Below are 13,222 nucleotides of genomic sequence, written 5' to 3' on the forward strand. Positions count from 1 at the left end.
ATAGCTCACCTTGTTGTGCAATACGCACCGACGGAGGCCGCTCATGTCCCCTCGACCGCAGCCAGGCCAGGAATTCGTCCTCACCCTCTCGTGTCCGGACAGTGCCGGACTGGTCCATGCCGTGAGCGGCTTTCTCGTCCGGAACTCCGGCAACATCCTCGAAAGCCAGCAATTCGACGACCGGCTCAAGGGCCGCTTCTTCATGAGGGTCCACTTCGACGTTTCCGATCCAAACGCCGACCTGAAAACACTGCGTTACCGATTCGGCCCGGTCGCCGAGGCCTACCGGATCTCCTGGACCCTCAGGGACGCCTCCACCCCCACCCGGACCCTGATCATGGTCTCCCGGTTCGGCCACTGCCTGAACGACCTGCTGTTCCGCCGGCGCACGGGGGCCCTCAACATCGAGATCCCGGCGATCGTCTCCAACCACCGGGACTTCGAGGGCCTCGCGGAGACATACGGCGTCCCCTTCCACCACATCCCCGTCACACGGGACACCAAGGCGGACGCGGAGGCGCGACTCCTGGACCTGGTAAGGGAGTTGGACATCGACCTGGTCGTACTGGCCCGCTACATGCAGATCCTCTCCGACGACCTCTGCAAGCAGCTGGAGGGCCACGCCATCAACATCCACCACTCCTTCCTCCCCAGCTTCAAGGGCGCCCGCCCCTACCAGCAGGCGTACGACCGGGGCGTGAAGCTCGTGGGCGCCACCGCGCACTACGTCACGCCGGAACTGGACGAGGGCCAGATCATCGACCAGGACGTGGTCCGGGTCGACCACTCACTCGACCCGGACGAACTGGTGACGGTCGGGCGGGACGTGGAGGCGCAGGTGCTGGCGCACGCGGTGAAGTGGCACAGCGAGAGCCGGGTGATGGTCGACGGGAACCGTACGGTGGTGTTCCGGTGAGGGTGTGCCGTATACGGCTTCAGGGGGTGGGACTCGGGGTGCCGGACGGCACCCCGAGCCTCGGCGCGCGGGCCCGCGTCACCCGGCCCGTCCGGCGTCCCGGTGCCGGTAGTACACGGCGTCCGAGGCGGGCAGCGGCTCCTTCCCCAGAATGAGGTCCGCCGCCTTCTCCGCGATCATCATCACCGGCGCGTAGATGTTCCCGTTGGTGACGTACGGCATCACCGACGCGTCGACCACCCGCAGCCCCTCCACCCCGTGCACCCGCATGCTGCCGGGGTCGACGACGGCCATCTCGTCCGTCCCCATCTTGCAGGTACAGGACGGATGCAGAGCCGTCTCCCCCTCCTTGGCCACCCACGCGAGGATCTCCTCGTCGCTCTCCACGGACGGGCCGGGCGAGATCTCCCCGTCGTTGTAGGGAGCGAGCGCCGGCTGATTCAGCAGCTCGCGCGCGACCCGGATCGACTCGACCCACTCGCGCCGGTCCTGCTCCGTGGACAGGTAGTTGAAGCGCAGCGCCGGATGCTCCAGCGGATCCCTGCTCTTGATCTTCACGGAGCCGATCGCGTCGGAGTACATGGGCCCGACGTGCACCTGGTACCCGTGGCCACCCGCCGGCGACGACCCGTCGTAGCGGACCGCGATCGGCAGGAAGTGGAACATCAGGTTGGGATAGTCGACGTCCTCGTTGCTCCGGGCGAATCCGCCGGCCTCGAAGTGGTTCGTCGCGGCGGGCCCCTTCCGGAAGAGCCACTGGAGCCCGATGAAGGGGGCGCGCCACTTCGCCATGTACGGCTGCATGGAGACGGGTTGCTTGCAGGCGTACTGGATGTACACCTCCAGGTGGTCCTGCATGTTCTCGCCGACGCCCGGCAGATCGTGGACGACGTCGATGCCGAGCGCGCTCAGCTCCTTCGCGTTGCCGACGCCCGAAAGCTGAAGCAACTGGGGGGAGTTGATCGCCCCGCCGGACAGGATGACCTCACGGGCCCGCACCTGCCGGACCTTGCCGCGGTGCCGGTACTCGACGCCGACGGCCTTCTTGCCCTCGAAGAGGACGCGGGTGACCATCGCGCGGGTGGTGACGGTGAGGTTGGGCCGCTTGCGCACGGGCTTCAAGTAGGCCTTGGACGCGGACAGTCGGCGCCCCCGGCTGACGTTGCGGTCGAAGGGCGCGAAGCCCTCCTGCCGATAGCCGTTGACGTCGTCGGTGCGCGGATACCCCGCCTCCTGCACGGCGTCGAGGAACGCGCCGAACAACGGGTTGGTGGCGGGCCCGCGTTCGAGGACGAGCGGTCCGTCGTGGCCGCGGAACTCGTCGTCGGGATCGGCCGCGAGGCAGTTCTCCATCCGCCGGAAGTACGGCAGGCAGTGCGCGTAGTCCCAGTTCTCCATGCCGGCGTCGGCGGCCCAGCGCTCGTAGTCCATGGGGTTGCCACGCTGGAAGATCATGCCGTTGATGCTGCTGGAACCGCCGAGGACCTTGCCGCGGGCGTGGTAGACGCGCCGACCGCCCATGTGGGGTTCGGGTTCCGACTCGTACTTCCAGTCGTAGAACCGGCTGCCGATGGGATAGGTCAGCGCGGCCGGCATGTGGATGAAGACGTCCCACGGGTAGTCGGGCCGGCCGGCCTCCAGGACGAGCACCTGGTGGGCCGGGTCCGCGGAGAGCCGGTTCGCCAGTGCGCTGCCGGCGGATCCACCGCCGACGATGACGAAGTCGTATTGCAGGGGAGCCATGATCTCTCGTCTCGCTCGCGCCGTAGATACGCGACGCATGCTAATACGAGTAGCGCTATACGCACTAGGTTGCGCGCCACGCAACCTGATGGCCCAGGTTTCCGCCCTGTTTCCCAGCCCCGAACCGCTCCGTCCCTTGTCACCGGCGGCCGAGGCGGACACCGTCTGCTGGTGCGGGAGCCGGCGACGGACACCGTGCGGCGGATACTCCTGGACGTGGCTGTCACCTGCTTGGCCGCCGCGGGTTCCGAAGTGGTCGTGGGACACGGGGGCGGAGTCTTCGAGATCCCGCTCCGGAGGGGTGAGTACGCGTACTCATGCCACCGGCCACCCCGCCGCGTGACGATACAGAGCCGCCACATTCCGGGCACCACCACCAGAGCAGAGAGTCGGCACCACGTGCTCAGCGCCTTCGCCCGTACCGTCGTCCCCCTCCTCGGCCGCCTGACCGTGACCACCGCCGGGACGGCCCGCACCATCGCGCCCGGCAGTGTCGTCGCGCCCAACCACACCGCTCTCGCCGATCCCGGACTCGTCCTGGCCGCGCTGCACCGGCTCGGCGTCGAGCCGGTCGTCCTCGCGACGGCGGGGCTGTGGAAGCTCCCGGTCCTCGGCCGCCGTCTCACCCGCGAGGGCCACATACCGGTGCACCGGGGCAGCCGTAGCGCGGCGGCGGCGCTGGATCTGGCGGCCGAGGCACTCGCCGCGGGCCGGATCGTGGTGATCTACCCCGAGGGCGGGCTCCCCCGCCGCCGGGACTCCGCCGACCACGGACCCGGCACCTTCCGCACCGGTCTGGCCCGGCTCGCGCTCACCACCGGCGCGCCCGTCGTCCCGCTCGGACATGCCGGTGCCCGGCGGATCGTCTCCGGCGGGCGGGTCAAGCAGATCGCCGGCGTCGTCACGGCACCGCTGCGCCGACCCGACCTGCATGTCCACATCGGCGAACCCGTCCGGCTCACCGGTGACATCGACGAGGCAACCACACAGGCCCGTACGGCAGTTGAGGCAGCCTGGCAGCAGGCGGTAGGTCAACTGCCTTCCTCCCGCGGCGCGTCACTTCCCCAGGGGTGAGGCAGCGGGGCCGGACGCGAGGGGGGCGGCCTCTCCCGCTCACGACCACTTCGCGACTCGGTACGGCGAGCCGCGGGCCGTCGTCGCCGACCCCGCGCACCACCCGCTACCAGGCAAAAGAGCCTGATCAGAGTCCTCGCTGTAAACACGTTGTACCGCACTACGCGTATAGTTTCGCTGTGAGCAACTACAGTCCAGATACTGAAACGTCAGGTTCGCAGTCCGGCGGAGTGCAGTCCGTGGACCGTGCCATCAGCGTGCTGGAGATCCTGGCCCAACGCGGCGAGGCCGGTGTCAGCGAGGTGGCCGGCGAGATCGACGTTCACAAGTCGACCGCCTTCCGGCTGCTCGGGGCGCTGGAGGCGCGCGGCCTGGTCGAGCAGGCGGGCGAACGCGGCAAGTACCGGCTCGGCTTCGGGATCGTACGGCTGGCGGGCGCGGTCACCGGCCGTATCGACATCACACAGCAGGGCCGACCGGTCTGCGAGCGGCTCGCCGAGGAGATCGGTGAGACCGTCAACATCGCGGTCATGCAGGAGCAGTACGCGATCAACCTGTACGAGGTGCGCGGCCCCGGCGCCGTCACCGCGCACAACTGGGTGGGTGAACTCACCCCGTTGCACGCCACCTCCAGCGGCAAGGTCCTGCTGGCCCACCTGCCCGCCAAGGAGCGCGCCGCGCTGCTGTCGGAGGCTGGCCTGAAGAAGGTCACCCCGCACACCCTGACCTCGAAGACCAAGCTGGAGAAGAACCTCGCCGAGGCGCGGGAGCGCGGATACGCCTGGACGCTGGAGGAGCTGGAGATCGGACTGCACGCCGTGGCCGCGCCGGTGCGCGACCGGGACGGCGCGGTCATCGCGGCGGTCAGCGCCTCGGGGCCCGCGTACCGGTTCACCGAGGAGCGGCTGCACGAGCTGGCTCCGGTGCTGGTGAAGGGGGCCGAGGAGATCAGCCACCGCATGGGGTACCTGGGCTGAACCGGAGCCGCCCCCTACGGGTCCCCTAGTGGGCCCCGCTGCCCAGGCGCTCGTTCACCCAGTCGTGGAAGGCTCCGATGTGGTGCTCGCTGGGCACCAGCACCCCGCCCTTGGCGTACATCCGGGAGCTCATGCCGGGCTGGGTGCGCTCGCACGCCTCGAAGTCCTGGCGGTTGACCCGGTCGAAGAGCTCCACGGACCGGCTGACGTCCTTGCCGCTCTCGACGACGTGCGGGAGGTAGAGCCAGTCGCACTCGACGATCGTGCGGTCGACGGCCACCGGGTACATCCGGTGGAAGATCACATGGTCGGGGACGAGGTTGATGAACACCTGCGGCTTGATGGTGATCGCGTAGTAGCGGCGGTCCTGGTCGTCGCTCACCCCGGGGATGCGGTCGAGGCCCTCCGAGCCGTCGACGGTGAATCCCCGCACCTCCTCACCGAACTCGGCGCCGTGGCCGACGTAGTACTGCGCGGCGTAGCCGTCGGCGAACTCCGGTAGCACCTCGGTGAGTTCGGGGTGGATCGTGGCGCAGTGGTAGCACTCCATGAAGTTCTCGATGATGAGCTTCCAGTTGGCCCTGACGTCGTAGACGATGCGCCTGCCCACCGAGAGGTGGTCGATGTCGTAGTGGTCCAGAGACTCCACGTCGCCGAGCCGGGTGACGACCTCGCCGATGACGTCCTCGTCGAACGACGGCGGGTTCTCGGCCAGGTTGACCCACACATAGCCGAGCCATTCGCGCACCGCGACACCGACGAGCCCGAACTCGGTACGGCCGACGTCGGGCATCTTCGTGAGGTTGGGCGCGGCGACCAGTTTGCCGTTCAGGTCGTACGTCCAGGCGTGGTACGGACATTGGAAGGCGCGTTTGACCTCGCCGGTCTCCTCCGTGCGGAGTTTGGCGCCCCGGTGCCGGCAGACATTGAAGTAGGCGCGGATCGAGTTGTCGCGGGCACGGGTGATCAGGATGCTCTCGCGGCCCACGTCGACGGTCCGGAAGGCGCCCGGTCTGGCCAGGTCGGAGGCGCGGACCGTGCAGAACCACATCGTCTCGAAGATGCGTTCCTGTTCCTGGGCGAAGAGGCCGGGGTCCGTGTAGGAGGAGCCGGGCAGGGTGGCGATCAGGCTGTCCGGCAGGCTGGTCGAGGTCACAGTGCACTCCTCCGAGAACGTCGTGGGTCGGTCGGGCACACGCCGGGAAGAGCGACTCCGGGCGGCGCGGATGGGGGTCAACTCGGCGTCACGGCAAGCTGTTTGCGCCACCGCGTGAACAGCCTCGGCTGGTTCATCGCGAGCACGGCTACCGGCTGCCCGGCACTCCGGTAGACGGCGAGGAAACTGCGGTCGCCCGGGGCGCCCTCCTCAACGGTCACACTGTCGGCACCGGCGGAGTGACCGGCGAACTGGATCCTCACGCCGTACTGGTCCGACCAGAAGTACGGCGGCCTCGGCACCCCCGCCTCCACAGCCCCCCACGACAGCAACGCGCCCACAGCCACCTCGGGCCGCTCCCGCGCCCCGGTCCAGTGCTCGACCCGCCGGTGCGAACCGGCCCGCGGGTCATACCAGTTGGCACAGTCTCCTACGGCGACCACCCCGGCGAGGCTGGTCCGCCCGTCGGCGCCGCACTTGACGCCGTTGTCCAACTCGACGCCGGAACCCTCAAGCCACTCGACGCAGGGCCGGGCGCCGACACCGACGACGACCGTGTCGGCGGGGACCGTCCGCCCGTCCTCCAGCAGCACCGCGTCGACGTGGGTCTCCCCGCTCAGCCCCTTGACCCCGACCCCGCACAACAGCCGTACGCCGTGGGCCTCGTGGAGGGCGGAGACGATCTCGCCCATGGCCTCGCCGAGGGGTCCGGCGAGGGGGGTCGGTGCCGCCTCGATCACCGTCACGTCGAGTCCGAGGGCGTACGCCGTGGAGGCGACCTCGGCGCCGATGAAGCCGCCACCGATCACCACCAGCCGTCCGCCCAGGGCGAGTTCGTCCCGCAGGGCGCGGGCGTCGTCCAGGGTGCGCAGGGTGTGCACACCGGCCAGCCCTTCCGTGCCCGGCAGGTTCCGTGCCACCGCGCCGGTCGCCACCACGACACCGTCGGCCCGCACCTCCCGACCGTCGTCGAGGAGCAACACCCGCTCGGCGCCGTCGGCTTGGAGCCCTACGGCGCGGGCACCGAGCAGCCACTCCGCGCGCAGGTCCTCGTCGTCCGTCTCCAGCATGAGGTCGGCCTCGGCGAGGGTCCCGGCGAGGAACTCCTTGGACAACGGGGGCCGGTCGTACGGGCGATGGGGTTCGTCGCCGATGACGACGAGCCGTCCGTCGTAGCCCCGCTTCCGCAGCGAGCGCGCCGCCGACAGGCCGGCCAGCGAGGCGCCCACCACGGCGACGGTCCTCACGCGGGGCCTCCGGCGAGGCGGGCGGTGACGCAGGGCGGCAGGTTCGGGGCGTCCGTGGACGGCACGACGTAGATCATGCCGTCCTGGACCAGGACCTCATGCGTACGCACCGGGCGCTTGGCCGGCGGGGCGTCGACGGCTCCCGTCCGCAGGTCGAACTTCGAAGCGTGCAGCGGGCATTCCACCTCGCAGCCCTCCAGCCAGCCGTCCGCGAGCGAGGCGTCCTGGTGGGTGCAGGTGTCGTCGATGGCGAAGACCTCGCCGTCGTCGGTGTGGAACACCGAAACCGGCGGATCGATGTCGAGCCGGTAGGCCTCGCCTCGCGGCAGATCCACGAGAAGGCACGCGGGAATCATCATGACACCTCGGTGCGTATAGCGAAACGGATTGCGGTAAGCGCAACGTCAGTTTGGGGGCGCCCCCAAACCGTTGTCAAGGCATCCAGAGGCCATGCGAAGCCCTTACCTGGTGTTGCCTTCTACGCAACATCTCGCGTCATCAGCAACACCAGGATCGTCACAGCACCACTACCGAACGCAGCACGTCGCCGCCGTGCATCCGCTCGAACGCCTTCTCCACGTCCTCCAGCGCGATGGTCTCCGTGACGAACGCGTCGAGATCCAGCCGCCCCTGGAGACAGAGGTCGATGAGCATGGGGAAGTCGCGGGAGGGCAGGCAGTCGCCGTACCACGACGACTTCAGCGAACCACCGCGTCCGAAGACGTCCAGGAGCGGGAGTTCGAGCTTCATCTCCGGCGTCGGCACCCCGACGAGCACCACCGTGCCCGCCAGGTCCCGCGCATAGAAGGCCTGCTTGTACGTCTCCGGGCGGCCGACCGCCTCGATGACGACATCGGCACCGAACCCGCCGGTCAGCTCACGGATCGCCTCGACCGGATCGTCCGCCTCCGAGTTGACCGTGTGCGTGGCACCCATGGACCGGGCCTTCTCCAGCTTCCGGTCATCGATGTCCACGGCGATGATCCGCGCCGCACCCGCGAGCCGGGACCCCGCGATCGCCGCGTCACCCACCCCACCACACCCGATGACCGCGACACTGTCACCCCGCCCGACATTCCCGGTATTGATCGCCGCACCGATACCCGCCATCACCCCACAGCCCAACAACCCCGCCACAGCCGGCGAGACAGCCGGGTCAACCTTGGTGCACTGCCCGGCGGCGACCAGCGTCTTCTCGGCGAAGGCACCGATGCCCAGGGCCGGGGAGAGTTCCTGGCCGGTCGAGGCAAGGGTCATCTTCTGCTTCGCGTTGTGCGTGTCGAAGCAGTACCAGGGGCGGCCACGCAGACAGGCCCGGCAATTACCGCACACGGCACGCCAGTTGAGAATCACGAAGTCACCGGGCGCGACCTCGGTGACGCCCTCCCCCACCGACTCCACGACACCCGCGGCCTCATGGCCGAGCAGGAACGGGAACTCGTCGTTGATGCCGCCCTCGCGGTAGTGCAGATCGGTGTGGCAGACCCCGCACGCCTCGACCTTCACCAGCGCCTCGCCCGGCCCGGGATCGGGGACGACGATCGTCTCCAGGCTGACGGGGGCACCCTTGCCTCGCGCGACGACAGCACGGACCTGATGCGTCATGGCCACTCCTCGGCTGGTTCGAGACCTGAGCACGATGTTGCTCATTACGGCACGCTTCGCGCGTGTCGCAACACAGCATCAGGGAGGGCGGAACGGGGGTCAAGAAGTCGGTCCGGCACGCACCGCCGGCATCACCGGCCGCCTAGCCCCCGCAGAAACGTGTCGACGACCATGTCGGCGGCCTGGGCGTCCGTGAGCTCGGGCAGTTGCCGCGAGGCCAGGTGCATGAGCTGCGGCAGCAGCGAACTCGCCCACGCGGCAGGGGTGTCGGCGCGCAGCAGCCCCTCGGCCGCGGCGCGCTCCAAGAAGGTGTCGACCTCCTGGATCACGGCGTCACGGCGACCGCGGATCGTCTCGTCGGCCTTCATGCGGGTGAGTTCCACGGGCCACTTGCGGTTGACGCCGATGATCCCCTCGACGTACCGGTGCAGGGCCACGGCGACGGGCGCCTCGCGCAGCCTGGCGTCCTCGACGGCCCGCTCGATGGCCTCGACCCGCGCCTCGTAGATCGCCGCGAGCAACTCCTCCCGGGAGGCGAACCGCCGGTAGACGGTACGGCGGTCGACGCCCGCCTCGGCGGCGATGGCGGCGATGCTCGCGCCCGGATCGGCGGCGAGCATGCGCGCTCCGGTCGTCAGGACGGCTTCGAGGTTGCGTACGGCGTCGGCTCTCACACGCGAAGCATAGCCCGCGATGTGGAACCTGACGTGTGTACCACCCCATAGGAGTAGCGTTCTACAACACAAGTGCTACATTAAAGTGACAGTTATAGAGACGGCCGCCCCATCGCCCAGCCGCCCCTCAGCCCGTCCACTCCTCAGCCCCTCAGCCCTTCGGGAGAGCGCACATGATCATCTACGACCGACTCTTCATCGCGGGTTCGTGGACCGCTCCCAGCAGCCCCGATCTGCTCGACATCCGGTCACCGCACGACCGCTCGGTGATCGGCCGGGCCGCGCAGGCCCGTCCCGCCGACGTGGACCGGGCCGTCGCCGTCGCCCGCGCCGCCTTCGACGAGGGACCCTGGCCCCGTACCGCGCCCGCGGAACGCATCGCCGTCATCCGGCGGCTCGACGCGTTGCGCGCGGCCGACGCCGAGAAGATCGCCGCGCTCATCTCGGCGGAGAACGGCTCGGCGGGCTGGTTCACGCTGGCCGGGCAGCCGGGGCTCGGCCGCCAGGCGGGCGCCTATCTCAAGGCCGCCGAGGAGTTCGGCTGGGAGGAGACGCTGACGCCGTCCGACCCCGACTCCCCCGTCCGGAGCGTCGTGCGCCGCGAGCCGATCGGTGTCGTGGCGGCCGTCATTCCGTGGAACTCCCCGTTCTCGGCGGCTCTGGCCAAGGTCGTCCCCGCGCTGCTGGCCGGGAACACGGTCGTCCTCAAGGTGTCCCCGGAGAACTCGCTGAGCATGGGACTCCTCGCCGAACTGCTGGAGCGCGCCGGCCTGCCGGAGGGTGTGATCAGCGTCCTGCCCGCCGACCGCGAGACCAGCGAGTACCTGGTGTCGCACCCCGATGTGGACAAGGTGGCGCTCACCGGCTCGACCCGGGCCGGCCGCCGGATCGCGTCCATCGCGGGTGAGCAACTCAAGCGCGTCAGCCTGGAGTTGGGCGGCAAGTCGGCCGCCGTCATCCTGGACGACGCCGATGTCCGACTGGCCGTAGAGGGACTGAAGTTCGCGTCCCTCCTGAACAACGGCGAGGCGTGCATCGCGCAGACGCGTGTCCTCGCACCCCGTGTCCGCTACGAGGAGGTCGTGGCCGCCCTGAAGGACCTCGTGGAGTCGCTCAAGGTCGGCGACCCGAGCGACCCCGGCACGTTCATCGGCCCGATGGTCCGCCCCGATCAACAGCAGCGCGTACGCGAGTACATCGAACTCGGCATCAAGGAGGGCGCCCGTCTGGTCACCGGCGGACCCGAGGTGCCGGCCGGCCTCGAAGGCGGCAACTACGTCACCCCGACCGTCTTCGCCGACGTCGACAACTCGATGCGGATCGCCCAGGAGGAGATCTTCGGCCCGGTCCTCGTCGTCATCCCCTACGAGGACGAGGACGACGCCGTACGGATCGCCAACGACTCGGAGTACGGCCTCTCGGGCGGAGTGTGGTCCGCCGACCAGGCCCACGCGCTCGCCGTCGCCCGCCGCCTGCGTACCGGGACGGTCACCGTGAACGGGGCGCCCATCGCCTTCGACGGACCGTTCGGCGGTTACAAGGCCAGCGGAATCGGCCGTGAATACGGGGCAGTCGGGCTCGGCCAGTACGTCGAATACAAGACCGTCACCCTCACCCCCGCCGTTTCGGTCGACCGGAACGGCTAGGGTGCTGAGGGCTCACACCGGGACGTACAGCCCAGGAGCGGATGTCCGCGGGGCGGTCAGGGGTGGCCGGTGGAGAGTGGACCGGATACGACGGGGGCTCGGGTTGGATCACGGCGGGCGGTCAGCGGAACAAGGTCACCACCCCGGGCCGGCCGGACACGGTGAACGTGTGACCGGCCGCCCGGCGCCATCGGTGCTGCCGCCGTCGCTGCGCCCGTCGCTCGGGCTGATCGCGGTCCTCGCCGCGCTGGTGGTCGTCGCGCTCGGGGTCCTGTACGCCGGGCACAGCGCACCCGGCACGGTGGACAGCTGGATCCGGCCGCCGACTGCGGACAGTGTGCGGGCGCCCTGGCGCCAAGTCGCCCTGGCCCTGGACTTCTTGGGGGAACCCGCGGGATCGACGGCGGTGATCGTGGCCGGTGTGGTGGGCTGTCTGGTGCGTCGGCGCCCCCGCCCGGCGGTGCTGGTCGTCGCCGGCGCCGGTGCGACCGTGGGGGCGACCACGGTGCTCAAGCACGTGGTGGGACGGACCATCCACGGCCCCGGCAACCTGTCCTACCCGAGCGGTCACACCGCCTTCGCCACCGCGCTCGCCGTCATGGCGGCGCTGTTCGCGACGGACCGGCTCGGCCTGGGCAGGAGAGCCGGTACGTCACTCGTGCTCGCGGCGGCGCTGGTGGCCGGCGCCGTCATGGGCTGGGCGGAGGTCGGGCTGGGCGCGCACTACCCGACCGACGCCCTCGGCGGCTGGTGCACGGCGCTGGCGGTGGTTCCGGCGACCGCGTGGCTGGTCGACCGCATCGCCGACCGGATGGCCGGGCCCGGCCGCCGGGACCACCGCTGACGTCACGTCACGCCGAGCGGCGGAACACCGGCTTCACAGGACGCCCGGCCAGCCAGGGGGTGGGGTCGGCGGCATCGAGTGCCTTCCGGTACACCGCGCATGCCTCGGCCACCACGTCGACGGTGCGGTCGATGTCCGCGTCGTCGAGTGCGCTGCTCACCACGAAGGAGGGGGCCAGCACTCCGCCCGCGAGGAGCCGCCGCAGGAACAGGGTGCGGTACTGCTGCGACGGCCGCCCGTTCTCGTCGAGGGTGGCGAAGACCAGGTTGCTGGCCCGGCCGTGGAGGACGACGTGGTCGCCGACGCCCATCCCGGCCGCGGCCTCGCGCACCCCGGCGGCCAACCGCTCGCCGAGGGCGTGCAGCCGCGCGGTGACCCCCTCTTCGACGTACGTGGTCTGCACGGCCATCGCCGCCGCGAGGGAGTGCGTTTCCGCACCGTGCGTGGTGGACAGCAGGAACACCCGGTCGTCGCCGGAGTGGCGCAGTCCGCCTCGCTCCATCAGATCGCGACGCCCGGCCAGCGCGGAGACGGCGAATCCGTTGCCCAGCGCCTTGCCGAACGTGGAGAGGTCGGGGACGACGCCGTACAGGCCTTGGGCGCCCGCCTCGGACCAGCGGAAGCCGGTGATCATCTCGTCGAAGACCAGTACGCAGCCGTGCCGGTGGGCCAGGTCGCGCAGGCCGGCGAGGTACCCGGGCGGCGGCTCGGTGTGGGTGGCGGGTTCGAGGATCAGGCAGGCGATCTCACCCTGGTACCGGGTGAGCACCTCTTCCGTGGCGGCCAGGTCTCCGTAGGGGAACGCGACGGTGAGTTCGTTGGTCGCCTCCGGGATTCCGGCGGACAACGGCGTGGTGCCGATGAACCAGTCGTCGACGGAGAAGAACGGATGGTCGCCGCAGATGGCCACCCGCGGGCGCCCGGTGGCGGCGCGCGCCAGACGCACCGCGGCGGTGGTGGCGTCGGAGCCGTTCTTCGCGAACTTCACCATCTCGGCGGTCGGCACCGTGGCCAGGAAGCGTTCCGCGGCCTGGACCTCCACGATGGACGGCCGGACGAAGTTGCTGCCGCGGTCGAGTTCGCGCCGCACCGCCTCGAGCACGCGGGGGTGGGCGTGGCCGAGGCTGACCGACCGCAGGCCGGAGCCGTACTCGATGTAGCGGTTGCCGTCGACGTCCCACACGTGGGCACCGCTGCCGTGGCTGATGACCGGGGCCAGGTTCTCGGGGTACTGGTCGTCGCCCTTGGCGTAGGTGTGAGCGCCCCCGGGGATCATGGTGTGCAGCCGCTCGTTGGCGGTCCGCGACAGGGGCAGGTCAAGCACTTCGGTGTCCACGGGG

Annotated in this window: 12 protein-coding genes; 5 read left to right on the top strand and 7 right to left on the bottom strand. The window is 70.0% G+C overall.

Annotated features, from left to right (window positions below; all coding sequences use genetic code 11):
- Window positions 1-43: 43 nt before the first annotated feature.
- Window positions 44-916, top strand: coding sequence for a formyltetrahydrofolate deformylase (purU, locus tag ACIRB1_RS02645; RefSeq protein ID WP_352181140.1), 873 nt, complete (start codon window positions 44-46; stop codon window positions 914-916).
- A 78-nt stretch (window positions 917-994) separates the two neighbouring features.
- On the opposite strand, the gene betA is transcribed toward purU, so the two are convergent.
- Window positions 995-2,659: a choline dehydrogenase gene (gene betA / locus ACIRB1_RS02650; protein WP_403464315.1), complete on the bottom strand. Its 1,665-nt coding sequence runs from the start codon at window positions 2,657-2,659 to the stop codon at window positions 995-997.
- A 399-nt stretch (window positions 2,660-3,058) separates the two neighbouring features.
- On the opposite strand from betA, the gene ACIRB1_RS02655 reads away from it, so the two are divergent.
- Together ACIRB1_RS02655 and ACIRB1_RS02660 are read left to right on the top strand one after the other, a co-directional pair.
- Window positions 3,059-3,733 (top strand): lysophospholipid acyltransferase family protein, encoded by a 675-nt coding sequence (locus tag ACIRB1_RS02655; RefSeq protein WP_403464885.1) that lies wholly within the window; start codon window positions 3,059-3,061, stop codon window positions 3,731-3,733.
- A 230-nt stretch (window positions 3,734-3,963) separates the two neighbouring features.
- On the top strand, window positions 3,964-4,710 hold the full coding sequence (locus ACIRB1_RS02660; protein ID WP_403464886.1) for an IclR family transcriptional regulator: 747 nt from the start codon (window positions 3,964-3,966) through the stop codon (window positions 4,708-4,710).
- 25 nt (window positions 4,711-4,735) lie between these two features.
- Here the strand turns inward: ACIRB1_RS02660 and ACIRB1_RS02665 are convergent, their stop codons facing one another.
- The 5 genes from ACIRB1_RS02665 to ACIRB1_RS02685 form a co-directional block, all read right to left on the bottom strand.
- Entirely contained in the window at window positions 4,736-5,866 is a 1,131-nt protein-coding gene (locus ACIRB1_RS02665; protein ID WP_403464316.1) for an aromatic ring-hydroxylating dioxygenase subunit alpha, read from the bottom strand.
- Window positions 5,867-5,943: 77 nt separating this feature from the next.
- A complete protein-coding gene (locus tag ACIRB1_RS02670) occupies window positions 5,944-7,113 on the bottom strand; it encodes an NAD(P)/FAD-dependent oxidoreductase (protein ID WP_403464317.1) in 1,170 nt (389 codons plus the stop codon).
- Window positions 7,110-7,472, bottom strand: a complete 363-nt coding sequence (locus ACIRB1_RS02675) for a bifunctional 3-phenylpropionate/cinnamic acid dioxygenase ferredoxin subunit (protein WP_352181135.1) — start codon at window positions 7,470-7,472, stop codon at window positions 7,110-7,112. Before ACIRB1_RS02675 ends, ACIRB1_RS02670 begins: the two co-directional genes overlap by 4 nt.
- Window positions 7,473-7,629: 157 nt before the next feature.
- Complete coding sequence (locus ACIRB1_RS02680; protein ID WP_403464318.1) at window positions 7,630-8,718, bottom strand: S-(hydroxymethyl)mycothiol dehydrogenase; 1,089 nt, start codon at window positions 8,716-8,718, stop codon at window positions 7,630-7,632.
- 131 nt (window positions 8,719-8,849) lie between these two features.
- Window positions 8,850-9,338, bottom strand: a complete 489-nt coding sequence (locus tag ACIRB1_RS02685; RefSeq protein WP_403464887.1) for a TetR/AcrR family transcriptional regulator — start codon at window positions 9,336-9,338, stop codon at window positions 8,850-8,852.
- 227 nt (window positions 9,339-9,565) lie between these two features.
- Between ACIRB1_RS02685 and ACIRB1_RS02690 the strand changes: the two genes are divergently transcribed.
- Entirely contained in the window at window positions 9,566-11,038 is a 1,473-nt protein-coding gene (locus tag ACIRB1_RS02690) for an aldehyde dehydrogenase (protein ID WP_403464320.1), read from the top strand.
- 169 nt (window positions 11,039-11,207) lie between these two features.
- Window positions 11,208-11,882: a phosphatase PAP2 family protein gene (locus ACIRB1_RS02695; protein WP_403464321.1), complete on the top strand. Its 675-nt coding sequence runs from the start codon at window positions 11,208-11,210 to the stop codon at window positions 11,880-11,882.
- Between the two features lie 7 nt (window positions 11,883-11,889).
- Here the strand turns inward: ACIRB1_RS02695 and ACIRB1_RS02700 are convergent, their stop codons facing one another.
- Window positions 11,890-13,218 (bottom strand): glutamate-1-semialdehyde 2,1-aminomutase, encoded by a 1,329-nt coding sequence (locus ACIRB1_RS02700; RefSeq protein WP_403464322.1) that lies wholly within the window; start codon window positions 13,216-13,218, stop codon window positions 11,890-11,892.
- Window positions 13,219-13,222 lie beyond the last annotated feature (4 nt).

Source organism: Streptomyces sp. NPDC096013 (assembly GCF_044763565.1).
GTDB lineage: Bacteria > Actinomycetota > Actinomycetes > Streptomycetales > Streptomycetaceae > Streptomyces.